Below are 22030 nucleotides of genomic sequence, written 5' to 3' on the forward strand. Positions count from 1 at the left end.
ACTAAAGATGAGCTCATTAAAAAAAGGACCCCTAGGGTCCTTTTTTCTTGTCTGAGTTTAGCTTACACGCCGTGCCAGTTACGCATCTGGTTGGCTTCTTTGGAGAGCACCACCACTTCCGAGCGGGTCATCATATCCTGCAGCGCCAGCTTGTCGCCGTTGATCAAGATCCACAGGTTACCTATGCCAAGTAGCGACCAGACGAGACGTGCGGTGGCGGTGATCATGCTCAGGCTTTGCCCGTTGGGATGTTGGATCTTCAAACGCCAGGCGCGCATGCCCAGGGTCTGGCCGCCATAGCTCCAAAACAGCACATAGAAGAGGCCGACGCAGAAGGCGATCCACAGCTGATAAACACCCTTGTATAGCGGTGTGCCGTTCAGCAGATCTGAGACATGTTCGAAGCCATTCATGGCCAGCAGGCCACTGCTGGTAAGGGCGGTAAAGATACCGAAGCCTATGGCTCCGGCCACCATGTAGACGGCAACCGCCAGCAGCAGGTCGTACACTATCGCGCCCAGGCGGCGAAAGAAGCCGGCTCTGGGAAAATTGGCATGTTCAATATTAGACATTCAGGGCCTACATCATCTGGTAAAAGGCGAAAATGGGTGGCTTATTCTAGCGAACTTGGCCTTAGCTTTCATCCTGAGCGTTTTCATCTCGAATAAAGTGGATGTCGCTAAAGCCGAAGCGGGCGAACTCCTTCTGGCGATAGTCTTTCACCGCCTGGGAGCCCTTGGAGGTCATGGCTACCTGCGCCTCCATGGCGAGGTAGCGGGTCAGATCGATTCCCTCGGCCGCGGCTACGGCTTCGTAGATGTCGTGAAACTTGTCGTAGACGAAGTTGATCTCTTTGTATTGACTCTTAAAGGTATAACCGACTCTGCGGGCCATAGTGTCCTCTTAAATTAGGTTTCTCTTAATTTTGCTTCGAGATATGGAGCGCTACGCATCGATGGCATACACCATGTAGCAGGCATCTTCCGGGTAGCTATCCAAGGATTTGTCGATTATACGCGATTTAAAGCCCAAACGTTGCCAATATGTGTGGGCGCCGCCCACGGCCACTAGCGAGATGCTATCCAGTGCCTTGTTTCTGGCCTGTTCGATGAGGCGATTAAATACCGCCGCGCCGGCTCCCAGGCCTCGGGCCTTGGCGGAAAAGGCGATATCGTGCAGGTAGAGGGTCTCCTGTTTGGGCGCTTCATCCAGCACCTGCTCCAGGCTCGGTGGCAGGTCGCGCTGCCAGGGGTGCGCCAGGCAATAGCCTATGACGGCATCATCTTGCGTGACTACAAAACAGGTCTGAGTGGAGAGCCTAGCCTTACTCTGCAGGGCGGCGAGGGACTCGGGCTCGATATTGGGATAGCACTCATCTTGAATGCGTAAAATGGCTGGCCAATCCTGGGCCTGTATCTCTCGTATTTGCATTACTAATGTTTCTAGTTTCGAGGGGCTGGAGCCTTTAAGGGCGCTTTGGGGCAAAGGTTAGATGTTCGCACAGCTTTTAGGCCTTATCAATGGCACAGGTAAGGGGATTAAGATTAGTAAAAACAAATGTGAATATTGGCTATTTACTCAATTATTCAGTCTGTTATTCTCTAACCTCGGTGGCTCGCCTGCCTTGGCAAGTCGTATCTTGTCTGAGCCGCCAATAGGAATACTAGCAAGGACTATCAGTTAAGAACTATTCGTTTAGGACTATCAGTTTAACAATCGACGTATAGCAATATACGTGCGCGATATTAAGCGGGCCTTAAATCCCCACTAGGGGTTTTGGCATTATCTCATGGAGAGAGACAGTGGATTTTTTACTGCTTACCGATAACTTACCCTACAGCCTGGCGCTGGCCTTGGTGATCCTCTTGGGCCTGGTCGAAGGCTTCTCTATGGTCTTCGGCCTTAGCCTGTTTGGCCTGCTGGATGATCTGACGCCCATGGAGATGGACGCCGACGTCGATACCGGCGTGTCTGGGGTCACAGGTGTGGCCGGTTGGCTCTGCCTGGATCGCCTGCCGCTGCTTATCTGGCTGGTGCTGGCCCTGACCAGCTTCGCCATCGCCGGCTTTGCGATCAACTATCTGGCGATCTCCTTTCATGGTGCCTTGCCGGCGCCCTTGAGTATTCCGCTCGCCATAGTGCTCGGAGCGCTCTCCTGTCGTATCCTCGGCGCCCGTCTCGCCAATCTGCTGCCCAAGAACGAAACCTCGGCTGTCTCGGTCGACGAACTCAGCGGTCTTGTAGGCGTGGTGACCTTAGGCTGTGCCCGCAAGGGATTTCCCAGTGAGGCCGTGGTGAAAGATGCCTATCAGCAGAAGCATTATGTGCTGGTGGAACCCGAGCTGGCGGGTGAGGCCTTCTCTCAGGGTACCTCTGTGGTGCTGCTCAATCGCAATGGCCAGGTCTGGTCTGTGGTGCAATTTAACGATGAAATTTAGGCAGCCTCGCTGCCGGAAACCTGCTTACAACAAGCTTAGATTAAGGATGAAACATGAATGAAGTTGAAGGAATAGGCCTGTCTTTTGGGGGCAGCTTTGTGTTTATTGCCGCTGGCGCGGCGTTAATTGGTATCTTGGTGATCGGCCTGATCTTCGCCAAGTTGTATCGACGAGCCTCGAAAGAGACCGCCTTTGTGAGGACAGGTTTTGGCGGAGAGAAGATCATCAAAGATGGCGGCGCCATAGTGCTACCTGTGCTGCACGAAACCATAGCTGTTAACATGAACACCCTGCGTATCGAGGTGGAGAAGATGCAGAAAGATGCGCTGATCACCAAAGATCGCATGCGGGTGGATGTGCGAGCCGACTTCTATCTGCGCGTGGCGCCGAGTGTCGAGGGGATCTCCATGGCGGCGCAGACCTTAGGTACCCGTACCACACGGGTCGAAGAGGTGAAGAAGTTGATGGAGTCTAAGTTTGTCGACGTGCTGCGTGCGGTGGCGGCCGAGATGACCATGACAGAGATGCATGAGCAGCGCGCCGACTTCGTGCAGCGGGTGCAGAACAACGTCGCCAACGATCTGGAGAAGAACGGTCTCGAGCTCGAATCTGTGTCTCTGACAGGTTTCGACCAGACAGACCTGCAATTCTTCAATGAAAATAACGCCTTCGATGCCGAGGGGCGCGCACGTCTTGCTAAGATCATCGAAGAGAAGCGCAAAGAAACCAACGACATCGAACAGGAAAACCGTATCAAGATAGAGCAGCGTAATCTGGAAGCAGAGAAGGAGTCGTTGGAGATCGAGAAGGCGGAAGAGGAAGCGCGTCTGGTGCAGCAACAGGCACTGGAATTTAAGCGCGCCGAACAGAAGGCGGAGATCCTCAAGAAGCAGGAGCAGAAGAGCCGCGAAGAGCGTGAGGCGGAGATCGCCAAGGAGCGCGCGGTAGAGACGGCGCAAATTGAGAAGACCAAAGATATCGAGACCCGCGAGATCGAGAAACGTAAGGCGATCGAGCAGTCACGCATTCAGCAGCAGCGCGATATCGAGGTGGCCGAGCAGGACAAGCAGATCGCGGTAGCGCAGAAGTCGGAAGAGGAATCTGCCGCTCGTGCCAAGGCGGCCGAGGCAGAGAAGCTCAAGGTAGAGAAAGAGGAAGCGGTTATTACCGTGCGTCAGGTGGCCGAGGCTAACCGTCGCAAGGAGATCGAGGTGATCGATGCCCGTAAGGAAGCCGAGCGTGATGCGGTGGGCGTGACGGTCGAGGCGGAAGCCGAGAAACGCGCCGCTGAAGATAAGGCGAGTGCGATCCTTACCGAGGCGAAGGCGGCGGCGGATGCTAAGAAGCTCAAGGCCGAGGCAGACGAGAAGGTATACGCCGTCGAGGCGGCCGGTAAGCAGGCATTGCACGAGGCGGAAAACGTGCTCAGCAGCGAGCAGATCGAACTGCAAAAAGCGCTGGCCATGCTCAAAGCCCTGCCGGAAGTGGTGGCTCAGGCGGTCAAGCCGCTGGAGAACATCGAAGGGATCAAGATCCTCCAGGGGTACGGCACCTCGGGAGCGACTCAGGGCAATGGCGAGGCTGTACTTAGCCAGGGCGGTATCGCCGAGCAGGTGACCTCTGCGGCGCTGAATTACCGCGCCAACGCGCCTATCGTCGATGCCATGCTCAGAGAGCTGGGCATGGTGGATGGTAAGCATGGCGGACTCAACGACCTGCTTAAAGGCCACAACATGATCACCCAGGAGATGCTGGGCGCCGGCGAGATTAGCGACGAGAGTCAAGGGGCGCACTCTCCCTTGAACGGTAAGACGCCGCGCGAGGGCGATGCCGCCAACTAGGCGAATGGGGCTGACGATATTTAGCTGTTAGAAAAGTTAGCTGTCAGCAAGAAATAGCTGTCGGTAATAGAAGGAAAAAGGCTAGCGCATTGCGCTAGCCTTTTTGTTTGCCTTATTGCGAGTTTAACCTAACTTAACCGAACTTAACTTAAGTAGCGCTGCTCCAGATGACGCTTGAAGTGAATAGGGTTAAGCACCTCGCCGGTCACTTGCGTCACCAGCTCATCTGTGGTCAGAAGCGATCCTTGAGACCAGATGTTTTGGTTGAGCCAATCCATAACTTGGGTGATATTCTCCTGTTCAATCAGGCTGTCGATATCGCCCAGCGCCTGGACCATGCTCGCCTTAAACTGGGCCGCGTACATGGCGCCCAGGCTGTAACTTGGGAAGTACCCCAGCTCGCCTACAGGCCAGTGGATATCCTGCATGCAGCCGTTGCGATAATCTCCCTTAGTGGATAGCCCCAAAAGGCTCTGCATCTGCTGGTCCCAAAACTCGGGAAGGTCGGCGACTTGCAGGCTGTTGTCGATCAGACCTTTCTCCACCTCATATCTCAGCATGATATGGCAAGGGTAAGTCACCTCGTCGGCATCGACTCGGATAAGGCCAGGCGTCACTCGCTGCACCAGGTGTGTCAGGGATTCACTGCTCAGGGCTGTGTTCAGATTAGCGCCCAAGTGCTGGTTGATCTTATCGGCAAGCAGGGCGATCATCGCCGGGCTTCGGGCGAGCTGCATCTCGAAGAACAGGCTCTGACTCTCGTGAAGCGCCATGGAGCGCGCCAGCCCCACAGGTTGGCCGCGCCAGTCGATGGGCAGGCCCTGCTCGTAGCGGGCATGGCCTACCTCGTGGATGGTGCTGTAGAGGGAGGTGATAAAATCGGCTTCATCATAGCGGGTGGTGATGCGCACATCGCCGGGTACGCCGCCCGAGAAGGGGTGGCTGCTGGTGTCCAGGCGCCCCTGATTGAAATCGAAGCCAAGCAGCTTCATCACATCCAGGTTGAGCGCCTGCTGAGACGCCGCGCTGCTGTGGGGGATGACCACCTTCTGCCAGCTCTGCTGCTTGGCTTGTACTTGCTGGATCATCTCTGGCAGCCAGGTCCTTAGCTCGCCAAATACCTTATCCAGCGCCGCCGTTCGACAACCTGGCTCAAACTTATTGAGCAGGGCGTCATAGGGGGAGAGTCCCTGCACCTCGCCGAGGATCTGCGCCTCTTCGCGCACCAGGGCGATCACCTTCTCAAGGTTTGGCCGAAAGCCCTGCCAGTCGTTGTCTTTGCGTTGCTGACGCCAGGCATGCTCGCAGGCGTAGGTGAGCGCCGTCTTCTGCTGCACCAGCTCGCCGGGTAGGGCGGTGGCCTGTAGCGTGTGATAACGCATCTCTCTCAGGTTGGCCTTCTGCTGCGCGGTTAAGGCCTCTTCGCCTGCCGCGGCTAATCCATCCACCAGAGTGGGGGCGGTCTTGAGTGTGTGAATATGCAGAGCCAGCTCGGCCATCGCCTCGCCCCTTCCTTGGCTGCCGCCACTTGGCATCATGGTGGCCTGATCCCAGTCGCCCAGGGCTTGCAGGTGCTGGAAGTGATGGATCTGTTTAAAGGCGGCGCACAGGGTGTCGTAGTGCGGCGTCGCCGAATCTTGCTTGTTTGCTGTCATAGTGGCTGTCGACCTTAAGTTAACCTGGCAGACATGCTAACACGAGAATGGCCGAAAACGAGTGTTGATATGCGAGTGTCGATAAGCAGGGCCGTCTTAGTTAAGACGGCTTGTAACAGAAGGCGAGCTAAAGCGTGTTTAGGCTTTCAGCAGTGCCAATGCGGGCTGGCGGTTGCCCGGATAGAGGCGATAGGCCTTATGGTGTTTGATGCAGCTGGCTTTCTTGTCGCCCTGGCTCAGCAGCAGCGCGTGCTTAACTGCATACTGGGCGATCAGCTGCTCGTCGGCGCGCATATAGAGGGTGATGGACTTGATAAGCTTACCCTCGACCAGATGCTGCTCATACTGCTCGACCGAGATCACCAGGCTGTTTTGCCCGTCGCTGTCGAGCCTGAGCTTGCCACTCACCTCACAGTCGAGGATGACCAGCCAACCCTGGGCCTCGAGGTCGGCAATCAGCGCCTGTAGCGACTGACCTACCTCGGCATTTTCCATGGCCGGCAGGTATTGGTTTTCGATTCGTTGCAGCAGCTGGGGGAGCTGGGCACCGGCGCCCTTGCTGCGCCCTTCTCGGATCCAGCGGGTCAGGTCATCGGCCACTAACTTGGAGAAGCGTCGCTCCTTGAGTGATTGCACCATCCAGTTGCAGAGGAAATGGCTCTCTGCCGCCGGGGTCTTGATGCTGCCTGGATTGGCGTTACGCGCCGCCAGGTCGGCGAGGCCCGCCTGGGCTAATGCAACTAGGGCCTGGTTGTAGCTTTGCTCTGTCATTGCGTCTCCACGCAAAAGAAAAAAGGGATGCGGCGCCAAGTATACCCTATCGGCGCGCTTATCAATATCGGCAGGATAAAGAAAACCGCCGCGCTTTGGCTACGCGGCGGTTTGTCTATATACAAGCTCTATTATTTACTAGGGCAGGTGGCGCAGTCGCTGTCGGCACTTTTGCCTACTGGCGGATGAGGCTCGCCGCGGTGAGGATAAGCTTAGGCTCGGCGCGCACCTTGTAGTTAGGGTTTATGTATTGAAAGTGCACCAGTCCCGTCTTGTCTGTGATATAGACGGCGGGCACCGGCAGCACCAGGCGGGACTCGCCGGCGGCGTTCCTCCACAGCTTGTTTTTTAGCTGCATCTTGGCCATGTATCTATCCGAGATGGTCTGACTGGTGAAATAGGCCAGGCCGAAGGCGCGCATGGCATTGAGGTCTGCATCCGAGACCAGGGTGTAGTTGAGATCGTTCTTGGTCATGGAGGCGCGCAGCTCCTCTGGTGCATCGGGCGAGATGCCGATTAGTTGAAAGCCCATCTTGAGGAGATCGCCTTCGATCGCCAGCAGCTGACCCATCTGGGCGTTACAGAAGGGGCACCAACCACCGCGGTAGAAGAAGAGCACACTGGGTTTGCCCTGGATAAGTTGCTGCAGATCCACAGACTTGCCCTTAAGATCCTTTACCTGAATCGAGGGCACCGACTGTCCATTCAGTAGCGGCGAGATAGATGTCGGGCTTTCAGCTATTGGCTTAGCTGATACTGAGGGGGTGATGAGCGCCAGAGTCATCAGTGTAAAAAGTAGGGCGCTCGGCAGGGCGCCAGCGCGTGAATTTAGTGTATTGGTCATAGGGTGGCCTTCTCGTGATTGTTTTATCTGTCGAACAGACCCAGGCGGCGGCCGTAAACTTTCACCCTGATGTGGAATTAATCGATGCGAACAAAAAAGGCACTGTTAAGTGCCTTATTTGATTAGATAATAATTTTGTGACCGTACGTCGATTATTTTTGCTTCTTTATTTTCGCGTTGGATGAGTTCTTCACCTTCACCCGGCGAGACCCCATGTTCTTCTCGGCTATCACCTGAGCGCCCACGTTGTCGCTGCGCTGCTGTTTCTTGGCGAAGCTGCGACGCTTCTGCAGCTGTTTGATCAAGAGATCGCGGCTGCCCACCTCATAGCCTGGGATGGTGATGCGGCGGATCTTATTACCGATCAATTTCTCGATGTCGGCTAAGGTGCGCTCTTCCTCACGGCTCACCAGCGAGATGGCGACGCCAGTGCGACCGGCGCGGCCGGTACGACCGATACGGTGGACATAGTCCTCAGCTAGGAAGGGCAGGTCGAAGTTGACCACATATTCCAGCTCGGGGATGTCCAGGCCGCGGGCGGCGACCTCGGTGGCCACCAGGGCGCGTACCTTACCCTCTTTAAATTCTCGCAGCGCACGGCGACGATTGCCCTGGGCCTTCTCGCTGTGAACTACAGCCGATGGGATGCCGTCCAGGTTGAGTTCTTTCACCAGGACATCAGCGGCCTCACGGGTGGCCGTAAATACCAGCACCTGTTGCCAGTTCTTCTTGCCGATTAGCTCTGAGAGGAGTTCACGCTTGCGGCGCTGCTCCACAGGGTAGACCACCTGGCTGACGGTCACCGCCGTGGTGTTTTGCTTGTCGACGGCGATCAGCTTAGGTTTGACCAGCATCTCGTTGGCCAGCTGCTTGACGGCGCTCGAGAAGGTGGCAGAAAACAGCAGGTTCTGACGGTCGCGATTAACCTGCTGCAGTATCTTCTGAATGTCTGTGATGAAGCCCATGTCCAACATGCGGTCGGCCTCATCCAGCACCAGAAAGTCGACGTTAGACAGGTTGAGGTTACAGGCTTGCAGGTGCTCCAGCAGACGACCCGGGGTGGCGACTATGATGTCGGCGCCTTTTTTTACCTTAGCCGCCTGGGTATCCATCTTGACGCCGCCATAGACGGTCAGCACTGAGATGGGCAGGTAACGGCTGTACTGCTTGATGTTGTCGGCCACCTGAGCCACCAGTTCGCGGGTAGGGGCTAGGATTAGCGCACGGGTGTTGGAGCGCTGAGTGTCGCTTGGGCTATCGAACATCTTCTGCAGGATAGGCAGGGCGAAGGCCGCCGTCTTGCCGGTACCCGTCTGGGCGCTGGCCAGCACATCCTGTCCGCGACGGATCGCCGGGATGGCCTCTTTTTGAATGGGCGTCATTTTTTGGTACCCACATTCTGAGATGGCGTGCAAAATCTCGGGAGCAAAACTGAAAGATTCAAATCTCATGGGATATCCTGTTGTTTACCTTTTAAAATAACGACATATCAAATTGAGTTTAGTCCAGACTCGAGCTGTACCTTAACCCATTACCACCCTGGGCCACAAAGGCGGCCGCGGAGTATAGCAAAATTTTCGGTTAAAACCTGCACTTTTATCTGCCGCAATTATCGCCGATGCCGACAATTTGGGTCAATTTGACACTTAAGCGCGCTGAACTAACCTTATTAAGTTAACGTTTGGAGGTTGTCACAGGCATGGAGGCTTAGGTGTATATTTGGTATGCCCCAACTGCGAGGCAGCATCCTGCTTTGGATGAGGGGATGTCATGTCGATAAATGTCTTGATCGTCGATGATTCACTGAGCGCCTGTCGCGTGCTCAGTCGTCACTTTTTGCTGCTGGATGTGGACAAGGTAGAGTTCTGCCGCGACGCCCGCAGCGCCATTCGTACCTTAAGCAAATATAGCGATGACTACCAGATAGTGGTGGTGGACCTGCATATGCCCGAAGTCGACGGCATAGAGTTTCTGATGCGTCTGAGCAAGATGGAGTTTAAGGGGGGGATCATCATCGCCTCTGGCATGGAGTCGCGTATCGTCGAAGCCGCCTCTCAGCTGGTGGAGGCTTCTAAGCTCAGGCTGCTGGGCGCCCTGATGAAACCGGTCACCACAGAGCAGCTCAGGGTCTGTGTCGAGCGTTATCGCCTGATGGCCTTTCAGGGCAACGGTGTGCGCCACAAGGGATTGATGAGTATCGACGAGATCCGCCGCGCCATCAACTCCAATAAGATCATTCCCTATTATCAGGCGCAGGTGGATATCGCCAGCGGCAAGATAAAGGGGTTCGAGGTGCTGTGTCGCCTGCAGCAGGGCACTCGCTTGCAGTTGATCACCCCAGATAAGTTTATCGATGTGGCCGAGTGCAACAACGCCCTTAATAGCCTGACCACTAAGCTGCTGAACAATGCCATCCCTGAGTGGGCGCTGATCAGCCAGTTCGAATCTTGCAAACAGTGCCACCTGTCGATCAACCTGACTCCCAAGCAGCTCAATCAGAGCGGCTGGCATACCCGCCTGATGCAGTATTGCGAGCAAAATCTGTTGTCGCCGTCGCGCCTTACGGTGGAGATCACCGAAAATCAGGTGCTGGATAAGCAGCGTCAGCACTCTACCATCAGCCAGCTGAGGATGAACCGTATTGGCGTGGCCATAGACGACTTCGGTACAGGTTATACCAATCTCTCCCAGCTGTGCACCCTGCCTATCAGCGAGTTGAAGCTGGATCGCAGCTTGGTTCATGGCATACATAAAGACCCTGTCTCCCAGACTATACTGAAATCTATGCAGGCGATTAGTGGCAAGCTCGGGATTCATCTGGTGGCCGAGGGAGTAGAGGATATCCATGATCTCAACTACCTGGAGCAGATAGAGGATATCTCCTTGCAGGGCTATCTCATCTGCCGTCCTAAACCCTACAGCGAGTTGGTGCGCTGGCTAAAGGCCCGCGAGCGCCTGGTTCAGGCCTAAACAGAAACAGCACCCTAGGGTGCTGTTTTTTATGGGGCAAATTCCCCAGTCTTAAAAGGCCAAGGCTTTAAATGGCCAAAGCTTTAAATAGCTAAAGCTTTATATAGCCAAAGTCTTATATAGCCTCGGTCGCCTCGAGTAGCCAGTCGAGCTCAGCGCCCTGCATCAGCGGGCTCAGGGTCTCTCTGACTCTCTGATGGTAGCCATTGAGCCAGTTGATCTCGGCGTCATTCAGCAGCTGCTTATCGATAAGACGTGTGTCGATCGGGATCAGGGTGAGGGCATGGAACTCATACATCTCACGTTCGGCACCGGCGAGAGCCTCGCAGGCCTGCACTGTGATGAGGTTTTCGATACGAATACCGAAGGCATCGGCGCGGTAGTAGCCCGGCTCGTTCGACACCACCATGCCCGGCAGCAGGACGACGGCATTGCTGTTCTTGGCGATGCGCTGCGGCCCCTCATGGACGCTGAGGAAGTGGCCCACGCCGTGGCCAGTGCCGTGGTCGTAATCGAAGCCGTGCTGCCACAGGTATTGACGGGCGAAGCCGTCGAGTTGCTGGCCCGTAGTGCCCTTAGGGAATCTGGCCTGATCCAAAGCGATATGCCCCTTGAGTACCAGGGTGACCATCTTACGCTGCTCGTCGGTGACCTCGCCGATGGCGATGGTGCGGGTAACATCTGTGGTGCCATCCAGATACTGGGCGCCCGAGTCCACCAGATAGATGCTGTCCATGGTCATCATGGCGGGGGTGCCATTGTTGTGGTTGTAGTGGCACATGGCGGCGTTAGCACCGGCGGCCGAGATGGTATCGAAGCTTGGCTCGCGATACTGGGGATCTTCCAGGCGGAAGCTCTCTAGTTTATCGGCCAGGGTGCCTTCGTCATAGAGACGCTGGGCGGCCACCTCGGCGTCGAGCCAGGCGAGGAAACGGCTCACGGCCACGCCGTCGCGAATATGACAGGCGCTAAGGCCGGCGAGTTCGGCCGGATTCTTCTGCGCCTTGGGCAGGGCAACTGGATCTTGTCCGGCGATCAACCTGGCGCCGGCTTGCTTAGCTGTGAGCTGCATCCAGGCGTTGGCGCTGTCTGGGTCGGCCAGCAGCTTGACGCCATCGAACTTAGATAACACGCCTTCGAGTTCGGTCTCGGCCATGAAGCTCACACCTGCTCCCACATGGGCCTGGATCCCCTCTGGCAGTTTGGCGAGATCGGTAAAGAGTGTCATTTCGCCATTCTTATACAGCAGGGCCGTGCCTAAGACCACGGGCAGACGAGGTACGTCGTTGCCGCGAATGTTCAGCAGCCAGCAGAAGGAGTCCAGCGCGCTGATGAGCGCCACATCGGCGCCGGCTGCGGCCACGGCCTTACCTATCTGCTCACGCTTCACGGCGCTGCTGACGCCGGCGCTCTGCTCGCTAAACAGGCTGATGGCGGCGTTGGAGGCGGCGGGACGCTCTTGCCAGTGGTGATCGATAGGGTTGTCTTTCACCGCAATGAGTTCGATACCGGCGCGCTGACACTGGGCCTCGGCCTGTTGCTGCCAGCTCAGGGTATGCAGGCGCGGGTCGTAGCCGATGCGAGCGCCTTCGCTTAGCTGGGCGATGAGCCAAGGGATCTGCGGCGTGTCAGTGAGACTCTGATAATCGAACTGAGCACTGTTTACCTGCTGCTTGACCTGAACCGTGTAACGGCCATCGACGAAAATGGCGGCCCTTTCTTTGAGCACTATGGCCATGCCCGCCGAACCGGTAAAGCCGGTGAGCCAGTGCAGTCTTTCGTTACGCTCGGGGACATACTCGCCCAGATATTCGTCGGCCCGGGGCACGATGAAGGCATCGAGGGTTTGGCTGAGCATGTCACTTCTTACGGCGTCCAGACGTTGTGCGGTTACAGATATCATGAAGTCTCCTTTAGTACCCAATTGCGGGGCCATCTAAGCGTGGCCTTCTGGGCTTGAGCGAATAGGCTTGGCCTTATCTCCAGAGGTGAGATATTGGCTGAGTTGCCGCCGATTATCGCAGCTCAGCGGGTGAGTTGGAAGGGAGGGGCGAAAAAGCTGATCGAGGACGGCGTAAAGCCTGGTGTGAGTCGCTAGGTTTCCTGTGGATATTGAATCAGATAGCGCTGAGGGGCAGAGATACAGCGCGCAATATCCGCCAATATCCGCTTTCTAGGCTGGTAAAGTTAGTCGCGAGTCAGTATTTTGCTTATAAGTGAACGATTTGTGATTAGGGGCAGTTGACCTTTTGAGCACAAATTTTGTTTTCAAGATGAAGCCTAGGGGCAGCGTCTGTATCATTTTTCTACTGGGTTATCGCTTATTTATCTAGCGTACTAGATTGCAAGTGCTCTGCCTTGCCTAGAATGAATACAGAATGCTGCAAAATGAACGCAGAAGATCAGTAGATCCTACCTTTATGCCAAGAAATGTATGGGTATTAACCCTGGCTCAGGCCTTTGCCATGAGTGCCACCCCCATGATGATGTTGCTCGGCGGCCTGATTGGCGCCGAATTAGCGCCAACCCCGGCGCTGGCCACCCTGCCGATTGCCATCATGGTAATAGGCGTGGCCATCTCTGTGGTGCCTGTTAGTCGTTTGATGCGTCGCTTCGGCCGCAAGAAGATCTTTCTGCTGGGCAGTGGCTTGGGGGCAAGCGGGGGGCTCCTGGCGGCCTTCGCCACCCAGGCACAGCTATTTGTGCCTTTCTGTCTCAGTGGCTTGCTCTTGGGCTCTGCCGGGGCGATAGTGCAGCAATACCGCTTCGCGGCCATGGAGTCGGTGGCGGCACTAGATAGTGCCAAGGCGGCCTCCCGGGTCTTGGTAGGTGGTTTGGTGGCCGCCATCATGGGGCCAGAACTTGCGGTGCTGGGTGAAAACCTGTTTGCCACGCCTCATGTGGGCGCCTTCCTGTTTCTGATCTGCGTCTGCCTGATGGCGGGGCTGGTGCTCTGTTTCTATCAGGAAAATCGCCAGGACAAACCGGCCCATGCGGCATCCCATCAGGCCGTGCGTCCCCTTGGGAACATCTTGTTGCAGCCTTCTATCTGGACCGCCATCGGCGCCGCGACCATAGGCTATGGCATGATGAGCTTCATCATGACGGCCACGCCCCTGCATATGCATCACATGGAGCACTATTCCCTGGCCGATACCAAGTGGGTGATCCAGAGTCACATCATCGCCATGTATTTTCCATCGCTGTTTAGCGGCTACCTGGTGGCCAAGTTTGGCACCAGCCGCATGATGCTGGTGGGCCTGGCGGCCTATGGAGTGACCATCACGGTTGCCTTGCTCGGGCGGGAGCTGCTGAACTACTGGGTGGCCCTGGTGCTGTTAGGCGTCGGCTGGAACCTGCTGTTTGTGGCCGGAACCGTCTTGTTGCCACGTTATTACCACAGTGAAGAACGCTTTAAGGTTCAGGCCTTTAACGATGCCTTCGTCTTCGGTTCCCAGGCCCTAGCCTCCTTAAGCGCCGGCTGGGTGCTGCACTGGCTAGGCTGGGAGGTGATGCTGCTCACCTGTATCACGCTGCTGGCCATTCATCTACTCTTGATGGCCTGGGGACGGGTGCCCCTGAGGCTGGCAAATGAGCAGAAAATAGATGAAACCTGATAGGCCTTGATGGAAATTCAATCAAAGCAAGGTGTTAGTCGCATTTTATATAGCCTTAGTAGATGGTTTTTGTGATAAAATTTAGCGATACACAACTCTTCTACTCATCGCGCCGAGAGGCTCTCGCCGTGATGAGCTAGTCGGCTACGGAGCTCGTTATGCAATCCCTGACCATAGATATTGGCGCGACTACCGCCCTGTTCGAAATTGAGACTCAGGGGCGCACCGAGCAATATAAAATCGCCACCGGCGAGCACTTCACCCTGGCCGACCTCAACCGTCACATCGCCGACATCGAAGCCGACTATGGCCTGAGTGACTATGCCTTAGGGGTGGCGGTGCCCGGACTGGTGAAGCAAGATACCTTGATCGCCTGCAAGGTGGCACCCAAGCTCAACGGTCTGTCGCTGGCTAAGCTCAAGACTCAGGCCCGCTTTAGCCTGCTCCACAACGATATCGATGCCGGCATGCTGGCGGTCTGCGACCCTAAAAATGCCTGCGAATTGCTGCTGATGAGCGGCGCCGGCATCGGCATGGCGATCGCCATCAAGGGCGAGCCGTTTCTTGGCGCCGGCGGGGTAGCCGGCGAGCTGGGTCATTGCCGGGTGATGAGTGAAGGAGGCGAGTACAGTCTGGAGCAGCTGGCCAGTGGCGAGTCGATTCGCATTCGCGGCCTCAAGAGTCCGCAAGAACTCTACCGCGCCGGTAGTTACCTGGGGATGGGGATCGCCTGGGCCATCAACCTACTGAACCCTAATCGTATCTGGCTTGCGGGCCCTATGATGAATCAGCCGGACTATTACAAGGGCTGTGTCGAGTCCCTGAGACAACTGGCGCTAACGGCGCCGCTGGGGGATGTGAACATCGCCCGGGTCGATGATATGGAGACCCTGGTGTGCCGCGGCCTCAAGGTACTGCTAGCCCAGCACGCCGAGTGAAGCTATTACTTGTAAAGCAATAACTTGTAGAGTCATTGCGAGTAAAAGCATTGCGAGCAAAATCAAAATGTACTAATCCGATTTAGTCGTTATTCAGCTTTTACATTTGTCGATTAGATTGCGTTAGCTCTTGAGTTCCCCCTTAAGCCTTGCTTGCCTACCTTGAAGATTTTTCTTTCTGTTAGCTACTGCTTTTTTGTATACATTATGCTAAAAAGGCTACCTATCATTCTTCTTTTCCATGGTGGTTGCGGGTTGGCCCCGCGACTGCCATCAAAGGTGTTAACTATGAGTGTAAATACCACAGGCTTAATTTCTACGATGGGTGTTGGCGGCTCGACGCCCGAGCAGGAGCTGGCCAAGTTGTCTGATATGACCCAAGGGGTCGAAGGGATCTCGGCGCAGGAGTACCGGGCGCGTATCGACAAGGCGCAGCAGCTGATGCGTCAGCAGGGCATTGCGGCCATCTATCTCAACGCCGGCACTAACCTCTACTACTTTACCGGCACGCGCTGGTACGCCAGTGAGCGTATGGTGGGTGCCATACTGCCCGCCGAGGGTGAGCTTGAATATATCGCTCCCGCGTTCGAACTCGACACACTTAAGGGCTACATGGTTATCGAGGGGCGGGTGAACTGCTGGCATGAGGATGAGAGTCCCTATGGCTTGTTCGTTCAGCGACTCGGTGAACTTGGCATAAGCCAAGGCAAGCTGGCGATGGATGAGTCGGCGGCGTTTTTCATCTTCGATGGCGTGCGTCAACTGGCGCCGGCATTTGAATTCGTTAACGGTAAGACGGTTACCGCCGCCTGTCGCATGATCAAGTCTGAGACAGAGCTAGCCCTGTTGCAGCGCGCCAAGGATATGACCCTTGAGGTGCACAAGGCCGCCGCACGCATCCTGCATGAAGGGATCACAGTCGGCGAGGTGGAGAGCTTTATTAACCAGGCCCACAAAGCCGTAGGCGCCCCGGCGGGCTCCTATTTCTGTATCGTGCTCTTTGGTGAAGACTCGGCCTATCCCCATGGGGTCAAGTCGCCTAAGGCGCTCCAGCTTAATGATACCGTGCTGATCGACACCGGCTGTCAGCTACACGGTTATAACTCAGACATTACCCGCACCTATGTCTACGGCACGCCGAGCGAGCGTCAGCGTCAGCTGTGGCAACTGGAGCAGGATGCTCAGCTAGCCGCCTTCGAGGCCGCTAAGGTGGGGGCACCTTGTTCAAGCGTAGATCGCGCCGCCCGCGACGTACTCGAGCAGGCAGGTTTCGGCCCTGGCTATGACCTGCCGGGTCTGCCCCATAGGACGGGACATGGCATAGGCCTGGATATCCATGAGTGGCCCTACTTGGTGCTGAATGACCATACGCCGCTAGCTCCAGGCATGTGTTTTAGTAACGAGCCCATGCTGTGTGTGCCGGGCGAGTTTGGAGTGCGCCACGAGGATCACTTCTATATGACACAGAGCGGTCCGAAATGGTTTACCCAACCGGCTCACTCTATCGATAACCCCTTCGGGTACTGATACCAATCGTAGTAAATAACTGAGCATGCTAGCTTGTTAAAACGTTCGATAACTGCGTTACTATTTTTGATTGTAGAATAACTACTTATCGAAAAATTTCGCCTTGTTCTCGAACGTTTTTCCTGCGCTATTTCTGATCACTCATTTCCGTGATTGGTATGATACAAAAAACGCGCCTTAGGGCGCGTTTTTCATGTCGTAAGTCACTGTCTCTACCTATCTATGCTAATCAACTCAACATCGAAGATAAGCACAGAACCGCCGGGGATCTTGCCGGCGTTGCGGTTGCCATAGGCCAGGCTGCTAGGAATAAAGAAGCGGGTCTTTTCCCCTTCGACCATCAGCTGTACCCCCTCGGTCCAGCCCTTGATGACGCGATTAAGCGGGAAGGCGATAGGCTCGCCGCGCTCGACCGAGCTGTCGAACACTGTGCCGTCGATCAGTGTGCCGTGGTAGTGAACCGTCACTGTATCGCTGGCCTTGGGATGGACACTGCCGTCACCCTTTGCCAAAATCTTGTACTGGAGCCCCGAAGCGGTCTCGATAACCCCTTCCTCTGTCTTGTTCTGGGCTAGAAAAGCTTCGCTCTTGGCGATATTCTCCTTAGCCGCCTTCTGATTGTTCATGCTGGTAAAGAAGTAAAACAAGACGCCGGCGATCACCACGACTGCTAATATCATTCTCATCTTTGATTTTCCTATAAAAGTGCGGCCTTCATCATAGCCAATTGTGCCCTGTGGGTAAACGAGGAGGGCTCATCTGGATCAATAGGCTAGTTAACCCCTAGCTGTGTCAGCAGGGCTTGCCCCTTTGGTGATACCAGAGCGCCTAACAGGCTGAGATTGATGATCACCGTCAGCCAGAGCACAACACGAAAAGCACGCTTACTGGACTTGTGTCTCAGGTGCTGCTGGCCCAGCATGGCCCCCGGCCAGCCGCCGAGCAGAGAGAGGAGATGTAAGCTGCTTTCCTGCACGCGCCAGTTGCCTTTCTGGGCGGCGCTCTTATCCACGGCATAGGCCATATAGGTGATGAGACTCAAGACGGCGAAGTAGAGCAGACTTGCCATGGGGAGTCGCTGCATTGCGGCTGCGAAGAAGAGGCCGATAAACATGGCGGCTGTGAGTAGCAGGCGCAGGGCAAACTTTAGGCCGAGCCGGGAAGAAGCTGTCTTGTTCGATACCCGCCTTGCCTTTGAAAGGATAAGTTCGGCGCAGGGACGGCCTTGCTTGTCCTGACTGAGGTGATATTTGAGGGCCTGCCCCTTCTGTGGCACATGGCCTTTGAAGCTGCTGATGTGGACAAATAGTTCGGCGCCTGAGCCATTAGGCTTGATAAAGCCATATCCCTTGTCGTCGTGCCATTGGCTTAAGGTGCCGGTAAAAATTTTGCTGCTCATGCGAGTTCCTTGCATCGAGTAAAGCCTGCATCTTACTGCATTGTCTGAGCAATGCACATCAGGGTCGATACAAATACTTAAGGCCGCATTAAGGTTGCACTTTGGTCGTACTGCGGCCTCTTAGAATTGAGATCATTTCTTGGGTGGCTTGAGGGATATCCACAGCTTGATGTGGCCCTTGACCACCACCACATCATTCTCATCCAAGGCGGTAACATTGACCAGCATGTCGCCCTCGACCCACTGTTCGGGCGTGACCTCGGCGATGCAGCGGATGTCGCTGCCTGCCTTGGCGGTATAGTCGACGCTCATTCCCTTGGGGATCCAGCGTAGGTGGGCGGGAATTGACGCCTCGGCCATGGTGCCCATGGCCATCTCCAGGCCATTACAGATGGCGATGACATGCACTGTGCCTATGTGGTTCTGCACCGCCTTGCGCTTTCGCACCAGCACCTGGCAGTAGTTGGGTCTCAGCTCTGTGACCAGGGGCTTAACGGTGGCGAAGTAGGGCGCCATGCGTGACACCATGAGGGAGAAAAACTTATGGCCCAGAGGCCACTTGGTTAGGCGGTGGTAGAGGGCCATCACTCGTGTCGGTTTGTTATTCATTGGCTTACTCGTTATTAAAATGCTTTGCTGGTTTAAGAAAAAGCTTGTCTGGTCAGATGAGTTTTTAGACTAGCCGAATAACAAGTGGTTAACAATAGGCCCGTGATTTGGCCGCCTAAACCAAACTTCATTTTCCTTTGGCTGCACCGGGCGCGTATAATCGGGCGCTAAGGCTTTTGGCTTAAAGAAAATCATTAACTTAAGGATCTTGAGTGAAATATCTGCTGACTTATTTCAAAGGGATGGCCATGGGGGCCGCCGATGTGGTGCCCGGCGTTTCCGGTGGCACCATTGCCTTTATCACGGGGATCCTCGCCCCCCTGCTCAACAGCATACGTAAGGTTAACCCTAACCTCATCGGGGTGATCCGCCAGCAGGGGCTGAAGGCCGCCTTTATGCATATTAACGGCCCCTTCCTGATCGCCGTGTTCGGCGGTATCCTCACCAGCATCTTTACCCTGGCCAAGCTGATCACCTATCTGCTGCATAGTCATCCGATCCCCGTGTGGTCCTTCTTCTTCGGTCTCATCATCATCTCTGTGGTGCACATGCTCAAGCAGGTGAAGGGCTTTTCTGTGGGACGCCTGGCCCTGTTTGCCCTGGGCGTGGCCTTTGCCTGGGGGATCACTGTGCTGCATCCAATCGATATGCAGATGACCTATCTAAATGTCTTCATCGGTGGCAGTATCGCCATCTGCGCCATGTTGCTGCCGGGGATCTCTGGCAGTTTTATCCTGCTGCTACTCGGCCTCTACACCTCGGTGCTGGGCGCCGCCAAGAGCCTGGATATCCCCGTGTTACTGACGTTCGCCAGTGGCTGTGTGGCAGGCTTGCTCTCATTCAGTCATCTGCTGTCGGCGCTGCTGCGTAAATACCATGACGCCACGCTGATCTTCCTCACCGGCTTGATGCTCGGCACCCTAGGTAAGATCTGGCCCTGGAAGCAGGTGCTCACCTGGCGAGAAAACTCGGCGGGCGAGCAGGTGCCTCTGCTGGAACAGAACTTGTCGCCTATGAATTTTGAGCAACTGACCGGGCAACCGGCGCAGCTTGGGCTGGCCATCTGCGCCATGTTGGCGGGTATCGCCCTGGTATGGGCACTGGAATATTTTGCTGGCGACAATGCTGCTAGCACTAAAAGTAAGAATACTGCTAATAACTAGGAGTGGGGGCGAGAGATGAATAAATGGATACTGCTGGTGGCGCTTGGTTTAAGCGCCTGTTCGACCGGGATAAACATGAGTGTGACGGCTGAGCCAGAGCCTCAAGGGGATCCGCTGGAGGTCAAGGACCCCATGTCACAGGATAATCAACGCATCATAGACGATGCTAAGCAAGATGGCCGCCTGGATCAGTATCTGAATCCGTAACTCGGGGCGGCCTCTGCTTAGGCTAGGTTTAGCTTAGGCTAGGTTTAGCTTAGGGCGGGCCTAGCCTGCCTGACGCGAATTATCGACGGTTTTCTTGTCGTAGTATTCGAACGGAAATTGGTTGCGGATGCGCTGAATGATGGCATCGCTGACGTTGGCCGATACATGCAGCCTGACGCCGCCACTCTTCTCGGCGCGTACCACACAGGTCAGTTTCTCACTCTTGGCGATGGCTTTACATTCCCGCTGAAACTTCTCCGGGATCTTGCCCTTGTGGGAGATGAGACGGCCATCTTTAAAATGCATCTCAAAAAGGCTTACGCCACGTTTGCCTGAGAAGATCAGCTTGTAGATTAGAAAGAGGCCCACCAGGATAAAGGCGATTTTCAATAGGGTTTCAGTCATAGTCACTCCTTAGCGTTATAGTTTGAAGATACTCCCGGCTAAGGTTTTTTCCTAGCGGCTTAGATCAAATTTTTAATAAACTGGCTATACTCTTCGAAGGAGTTTAATACGTTAAGGAAAACACTATGCACCTGTCTAATGCCCGCCGCTGGGAAAAACTCTGTCATCAGCAAGCCAATATTTTGCAAGGGTTATCGCAAACCTTTCCCGAACGCGCACAGGCGCATCAGGAGCTAGTGAATTACTGGCGCGCCTTGGCTGAGCGAGTCCGCCGGGGGGAGAGCCTGAAGCTGTAATGTTAGAGATTGTCGAGTTAGGAGTAGATTGTCCTTAAATTCGTAAATATACCCCTAATAAAAAACCGCCAATGAAGGCGGTTTTTTTACAATCACTTGGTTGGGGAGGAAGGGAGTTAGAAGGCGTAGCTGGCGGTGGCCAGAATAGTGCCTTCGTTCTTCCATGGACCGTCCTTGATCTCGTTGTCGCTGCTCAGGTTAGTGTCTAACCAGGCCAGCGACAGGCCGACACCGCCGATCTCGGTGGAGACGCCGATGGAGTAATCGACATAGTTCTCACCCCAGTCTAGGTCCGCACCGTCGCCATAGTTGTAGCCCACGTGAGCATCTATGCTCCAGTTCTCGATAAACTCGTAGGAGTAGTTCAGCTCGCTGTAGTGCAGAGACACATCGGCATTGGCGTAGTCGTTGGTGTACCACTGGGCGAAGTGGAAGTCGGCAAAGTAGAAGCCCAGTGAGGCCTCGAGATACTTAGTGCTCTCATCCTGTCCCGGATAGGTGTAGTAGGTCAGGGTGAAGTCATATTCCACCGCGTCGTCTTCGCCGAAGGCACCGGCGTAACCGGCATAGAAGTCGACTTCGACATCGGCATCATAACTTTCATCATCGACATTACTGCCCCAGGCACCGATGAAGAAACCACTTTCCATACTGTAATCTATGCTGGCTTGAACGGCAAAATCGCCTGCGGTTTGTGAGATACCGCGGAAGCGGTAATCGTTGGTGACGCCAATTTCTCCCGAGACTTCAGCCTGTGCCAAAGGTGTGATTAGCGCGGTTGCCAAGGTTAAGCCAGCTAGCTGGGCTATCCGTTTCTTATTAAATTTTTTATACACGGTGGTTTCTCCATTTCACTTTGTTGACACCGATCCGGTTAGCAAGCTATCCGGATCAGATTAAGCCAAACAACAGCTAGTTCGCTGAGACTACATGGCAATGATTTTAGTTATTTTTGCTCAAATACGACGTAAATCTTGCGACACTCCTGCAGCACTCGCCATACGCCCTTAAAACCGGCGGGGATGACGAAGCGATCGCCCTTGCTGACCGTCAGGCTGTTGCCTGCTTCATCAATGATCTCGCTGCTGCCCGATAGGATCTCGCAATACTCATGTTCGCTGTAGTTGACCTTCCAACTGCCGACCTGGCCCTGCCAGATCCCGGCGTGAAATTGATCGCAGGGGCTGGAGTAATGGTTCTCCAGTTGCTGCTTAGGCTCCCCGCTTAATACCTTTTCCGGTGCCACCTCATAGTGTTCCGTCTTAACCTTATGCTGGCCAAAGTTGATGATGGCATCAATAGTCTGTGTCATTTCTGCTCCAATTTACAGATAGACTTAAGGCGCAGCGC

The 22030-nt window shown here is 55.1% G+C and carries 23 protein-coding genes; 9 read left to right on the forward strand and 14 right to left on the reverse strand.

Features of this window, described 5'->3' with window-relative positions; translation table 11 throughout:
• Nucleotides 1-62 precede the first annotated feature (62 nt).
• The 3 genes from K0I63_RS04850 to K0I63_RS04860 form a co-directional block, all read right to left on the reverse strand.
• Complete coding sequence (locus tag K0I63_RS04850; RefSeq protein WP_011864747.1) at nucleotides 63-572, reverse strand: RDD family protein; 510 nt, start codon at nucleotides 570-572, stop codon at nucleotides 63-65.
• Nucleotides 573-633: 61 nt separating this feature from the next.
• Nucleotides 634-894, reverse strand: coding sequence for a DUF2960 domain-containing protein (locus K0I63_RS04855; RefSeq protein ID WP_220082733.1), 261 nt, complete (start codon nucleotides 892-894; stop codon nucleotides 634-636).
• A gap of 51 nt (nucleotides 895-945) precedes the next feature.
• On the reverse strand, nucleotides 946-1431 hold the full coding sequence (locus K0I63_RS04860; RefSeq protein ID WP_220082734.1) for a GNAT family N-acetyltransferase: 486 nt from the start codon (nucleotides 1429-1431) through the stop codon (nucleotides 946-948).
• A 371-nt stretch (nucleotides 1432-1802) separates the two neighbouring features.
• Between K0I63_RS04860 and K0I63_RS04865 the strand changes: the two genes are divergently transcribed.
• Together K0I63_RS04865 and K0I63_RS04870 are read left to right on the forward strand one after the other, a co-directional pair.
• Nucleotides 1803-2438, forward strand: coding sequence for a YqiJ family protein (locus tag K0I63_RS04865; protein WP_220082735.1), 636 nt, complete (start codon nucleotides 1803-1805; stop codon nucleotides 2436-2438).
• Between the two features lie 53 nt (nucleotides 2439-2491).
• Complete coding sequence (locus K0I63_RS04870; RefSeq protein ID WP_220082736.1) at nucleotides 2492-4279, forward strand: flotillin family protein; 1788 nt, start codon at nucleotides 2492-2494, stop codon at nucleotides 4277-4279.
• Nucleotides 4280-4422: 143 nt separating this feature from the next.
• Here K0I63_RS04870 and K0I63_RS04875 read toward each other — a convergent pair whose 3' ends face one another.
• The 4 genes from K0I63_RS04875 to K0I63_RS04890 form a co-directional block, all read right to left on the reverse strand.
• Nucleotides 4423-5934 carry a carboxypeptidase M32 gene (locus K0I63_RS04875; RefSeq protein ID WP_220082737.1) on the reverse strand — a complete coding sequence of 504 codons (1512 nt, stop codon included), beginning with the start codon at nucleotides 5932-5934 and terminating at the stop codon, nucleotides 4423-4425.
• A gap of 138 nt (nucleotides 5935-6072) precedes the next feature.
• Complete coding sequence (locus K0I63_RS04880; RefSeq protein ID WP_220082738.1) at nucleotides 6073-6705, reverse strand: DUF2913 family protein; 633 nt, start codon at nucleotides 6703-6705, stop codon at nucleotides 6073-6075.
• Between the two features lie 175 nt (nucleotides 6706-6880).
• Complete coding sequence (locus tag K0I63_RS04885) at nucleotides 6881-7549, reverse strand: peroxiredoxin-like family protein (RefSeq protein WP_258406943.1); 669 nt, start codon at nucleotides 7547-7549, stop codon at nucleotides 6881-6883.
• A gap of 152 nt (nucleotides 7550-7701) precedes the next feature.
• Nucleotides 7702-9000 carry a DEAD/DEAH box helicase gene (locus tag K0I63_RS04890; protein ID WP_220080092.1) on the reverse strand — a complete coding sequence of 433 codons (1299 nt, stop codon included), beginning with the start codon at nucleotides 8998-9000 and terminating at the stop codon, nucleotides 7702-7704.
• Between the two features lie 319 nt (nucleotides 9001-9319).
• Here K0I63_RS04890 and K0I63_RS04895 point away from each other — a divergent pair, with 319 nt between their 5' ends.
• Entirely contained in the window at nucleotides 9320-10519 is a 1200-nt protein-coding gene (locus K0I63_RS04895; protein WP_011864756.1) for an EAL domain-containing response regulator, read from the forward strand.
• Nucleotides 10520-10634: 115 nt separating this feature from the next.
• Here K0I63_RS04895 and K0I63_RS04900 read toward each other — a convergent pair whose 3' ends face one another.
• Complete coding sequence (locus K0I63_RS04900; RefSeq protein ID WP_220082739.1) at nucleotides 10635-12422, reverse strand: aminopeptidase P family protein; 1788 nt, start codon at nucleotides 12420-12422, stop codon at nucleotides 10635-10637.
• Between the two features lie 517 nt (nucleotides 12423-12939).
• Here K0I63_RS04900 and K0I63_RS04905 point away from each other — a divergent pair.
• The 3 genes from K0I63_RS04905 (at nucleotide 12940) to K0I63_RS04915 (ending at nucleotide 16601) form a co-directional block, all read left to right on the forward strand.
• Nucleotides 12940-14136, forward strand: a complete 1197-nt coding sequence (locus K0I63_RS04905) for an MFS transporter (RefSeq protein ID WP_220082740.1) — start codon at nucleotides 12940-12942, stop codon at nucleotides 14134-14136.
• A 158-nt stretch (nucleotides 14137-14294) separates the two neighbouring features.
• Entirely contained in the window at nucleotides 14295-15074 is a 780-nt protein-coding gene (locus K0I63_RS04910) for an ROK family protein (RefSeq protein WP_220080095.1), read from the forward strand.
• Between the two features lie 288 nt (nucleotides 15075-15362).
• On the forward strand, nucleotides 15363-16601 hold the full coding sequence (locus K0I63_RS04915; protein ID WP_220082741.1) for a M24 family metallopeptidase: 1239 nt from the start codon (nucleotides 15363-15365) through the stop codon (nucleotides 16599-16601).
• A gap of 212 nt (nucleotides 16602-16813) precedes the next feature.
• Here the strand turns inward: K0I63_RS04915 and bamJ are convergent, their stop codons facing one another.
• The 3 genes from bamJ to K0I63_RS04930 all read right to left on the reverse strand — a co-directional run bounded on the left by bamJ (nucleotide 16814) and on the right by K0I63_RS04930 (nucleotide 18609).
• The gene (gene bamJ / locus K0I63_RS04920) at nucleotides 16814-17287 is read right to left on the reverse strand and encodes a BamJ family beta-barrel-assembly machinery protein (protein ID WP_220082742.1); all 474 of its coding nucleotides are present in this window, start codon (nucleotides 17285-17287) and stop codon (nucleotides 16814-16816) included.
• Nucleotides 17288-17373: 86 nt separating this feature from the next.
• On the reverse strand, nucleotides 17374-18000 hold the full coding sequence (locus K0I63_RS04925) for a DUF1294 domain-containing protein (protein ID WP_220082743.1): 627 nt from the start codon (nucleotides 17998-18000) through the stop codon (nucleotides 17374-17376).
• Between the two features lie 132 nt (nucleotides 18001-18132).
• Complete coding sequence (locus K0I63_RS04930; RefSeq protein ID WP_220082744.1) at nucleotides 18133-18609, reverse strand: hotdog fold domain-containing protein; 477 nt, start codon at nucleotides 18607-18609, stop codon at nucleotides 18133-18135.
• A 212-nt stretch (nucleotides 18610-18821) separates the two neighbouring features.
• Here K0I63_RS04930 and K0I63_RS04935 point away from each other — a divergent pair, with 212 nt between their 5' ends.
• Both K0I63_RS04935 and K0I63_RS04940 read left to right on the forward strand, forming a co-directional pair.
• Entirely contained in the window at nucleotides 18822-19772 is a 951-nt protein-coding gene (locus K0I63_RS04935) for a polyprenyl-phosphate transporter (protein WP_220082745.1), read from the forward strand.
• A gap of 15 nt (nucleotides 19773-19787) precedes the next feature.
• Nucleotides 19788-19979 (forward strand): hypothetical protein, encoded by a 192-nt coding sequence (locus tag K0I63_RS04940; RefSeq protein WP_220082746.1) that lies wholly within the window; start codon nucleotides 19788-19790, stop codon nucleotides 19977-19979.
• Nucleotides 19980-20039: 60 nt separating this feature from the next.
• Here K0I63_RS04940 and K0I63_RS04945 read toward each other — a convergent pair whose 3' ends face one another.
• Nucleotides 20040-20384, reverse strand: a complete 345-nt coding sequence (locus K0I63_RS04945; RefSeq protein WP_220082747.1) for a DUF3634 family protein — start codon at nucleotides 20382-20384, stop codon at nucleotides 20040-20042.
• Nucleotides 20385-20509: 125 nt separating this feature from the next.
• On the opposite strand from K0I63_RS04945, the gene K0I63_RS04950 reads away from it, so the two are divergent.
• The gene (locus K0I63_RS04950) at nucleotides 20510-20680 is read left to right on the forward strand and encodes a hypothetical protein (RefSeq protein WP_011864767.1); all 171 of its coding nucleotides are present in this window, start codon (nucleotides 20510-20512) and stop codon (nucleotides 20678-20680) included.
• Nucleotides 20681-20796: 116 nt separating this feature from the next.
• Here K0I63_RS04950 and K0I63_RS04955 read toward each other — a convergent pair whose 3' ends face one another.
• Nucleotides 20797-21516 carry a TorF family putative porin gene (locus K0I63_RS04955; protein WP_011864768.1) on the reverse strand — a complete coding sequence of 240 codons (720 nt, stop codon included), beginning with the start codon at nucleotides 21514-21516 and terminating at the stop codon, nucleotides 20797-20799.
• 110 nt (nucleotides 21517-21626) lie between these two features.
• Nucleotides 21627-21992: a cupin domain-containing protein gene (locus tag K0I63_RS04960; protein WP_011864769.1), complete on the reverse strand. Its 366-nt coding sequence runs from the start codon at nucleotides 21990-21992 to the stop codon at nucleotides 21627-21629.
• Between the last annotated feature and the right edge of the window lie 38 nt (nucleotides 21993-22030).

This window comes from Shewanella rhizosphaerae (assembly GCF_019457655.1).
Lineage (GTDB): Bacteria > Pseudomonadota > Gammaproteobacteria > Enterobacterales > Shewanellaceae > Shewanella > Shewanella loihica.

What these genes read in the sequence shown, in the direction of transcription:
- K0I63_RS04860 (WP_220082734.1), bottom strand. Translation starts at nt 1,431, where the DNA reads ATGCAAATACGAGAGATACAGGCCCAGGATTGGCCAGCCATTTTACGC.
- K0I63_RS04890 (WP_220080092.1), bottom strand. Translation starts at nt 9,000, where the DNA reads ATGAGATTTGAATCTTTCAGTTTTGCTCCCGAGATTTTGCACGCCATC.
- K0I63_RS04930 (WP_220082744.1), bottom strand. Translation starts at nt 18,609, where the DNA reads ATGAATAACAAACCGACACGAGTGATGGCCCTCTACCACCGCCTAACC.
- K0I63_RS04940 (WP_220082746.1), top strand. Translation starts at nt 19,788, where the DNA reads ATGAATAAATGGATACTGCTGGTGGCGCTTGGTTTAAGCGCCTGTTCG.
- K0I63_RS04925 (WP_220082743.1), bottom strand. Translation starts at nt 18,000, where the DNA reads ATGAGCAGCAAAATTTTTACCGGCACCTTAAGCCAATGGCACGACGAC.
- K0I63_RS04905 (WP_220082740.1), top strand. Translation starts at nt 12,940, where the DNA reads ATGCCAAGAAATGTATGGGTATTAACCCTGGCTCAGGCCTTTGCCATG.
- K0I63_RS04850 (WP_011864747.1), bottom strand. Translation starts at nt 572, where the DNA reads ATGTCTAATATTGAACATGCCAATTTTCCCAGAGCCGGCTTCTTTCGC.
- K0I63_RS04910 (WP_220080095.1), top strand. Translation starts at nt 14,295, where the DNA reads ATGCAATCCCTGACCATAGATATTGGCGCGACTACCGCCCTGTTCGAA.
- K0I63_RS04960 (WP_011864769.1), bottom strand. Translation starts at nt 21,992, where the DNA reads ATGACACAGACTATTGATGCCATCATCAACTTTGGCCAGCATAAGGTT.
- K0I63_RS04880 (WP_220082738.1), bottom strand. Translation starts at nt 6,705, where the DNA reads ATGACAGAGCAAAGCTACAACCAGGCCCTAGTTGCATTAGCCCAGGCG.
- bamJ (WP_220082742.1), bottom strand. Translation starts at nt 17,287, where the DNA reads ATGAGAATGATATTAGCAGTCGTGGTGATCGCCGGCGTCTTGTTTTAC.
- K0I63_RS04945 (WP_220082747.1), bottom strand. Translation starts at nt 20,384, where the DNA reads ATGACTGAAACCCTATTGAAAATCGCCTTTATCCTGGTGGGCCTCTTT.
- K0I63_RS04915 (WP_220082741.1), top strand. Translation starts at nt 15,363, where the DNA reads ATGAGTGTAAATACCACAGGCTTAATTTCTACGATGGGTGTTGGCGGC.
- K0I63_RS04900 (WP_220082739.1), bottom strand. Translation starts at nt 12,422, where the DNA reads ATGATATCTGTAACCGCACAACGTCTGGACGCCGTAAGAAGTGACATG.
- K0I63_RS04870 (WP_220082736.1), top strand. Translation starts at nt 2,492, where the DNA reads ATGAATGAAGTTGAAGGAATAGGCCTGTCTTTTGGGGGCAGCTTTGTG.
- K0I63_RS04855 (WP_220082733.1), bottom strand. Translation starts at nt 894, where the DNA reads ATGGCCCGCAGAGTCGGTTATACCTTTAAGAGTCAATACAAAGAGATC.
- K0I63_RS04950 (WP_011864767.1), top strand. Translation starts at nt 20,510, where the DNA reads ATGCACCTGTCTAATGCCCGCCGCTGGGAAAAACTCTGTCATCAGCAA.
- K0I63_RS04895 (WP_011864756.1), top strand. Translation starts at nt 9,320, where the DNA reads ATGTCGATAAATGTCTTGATCGTCGATGATTCACTGAGCGCCTGTCGC.
- K0I63_RS04885 (WP_258406943.1), bottom strand. Translation starts at nt 7,549, where the DNA reads ATGACCAATACACTAAATTCACGCGCTGGCGCCCTGCCGAGCGCCCTA.
- K0I63_RS04875 (WP_220082737.1), bottom strand. Translation starts at nt 5,934, where the DNA reads ATGACAGCAAACAAGCAAGATTCGGCGACGCCGCACTACGACACCCTG.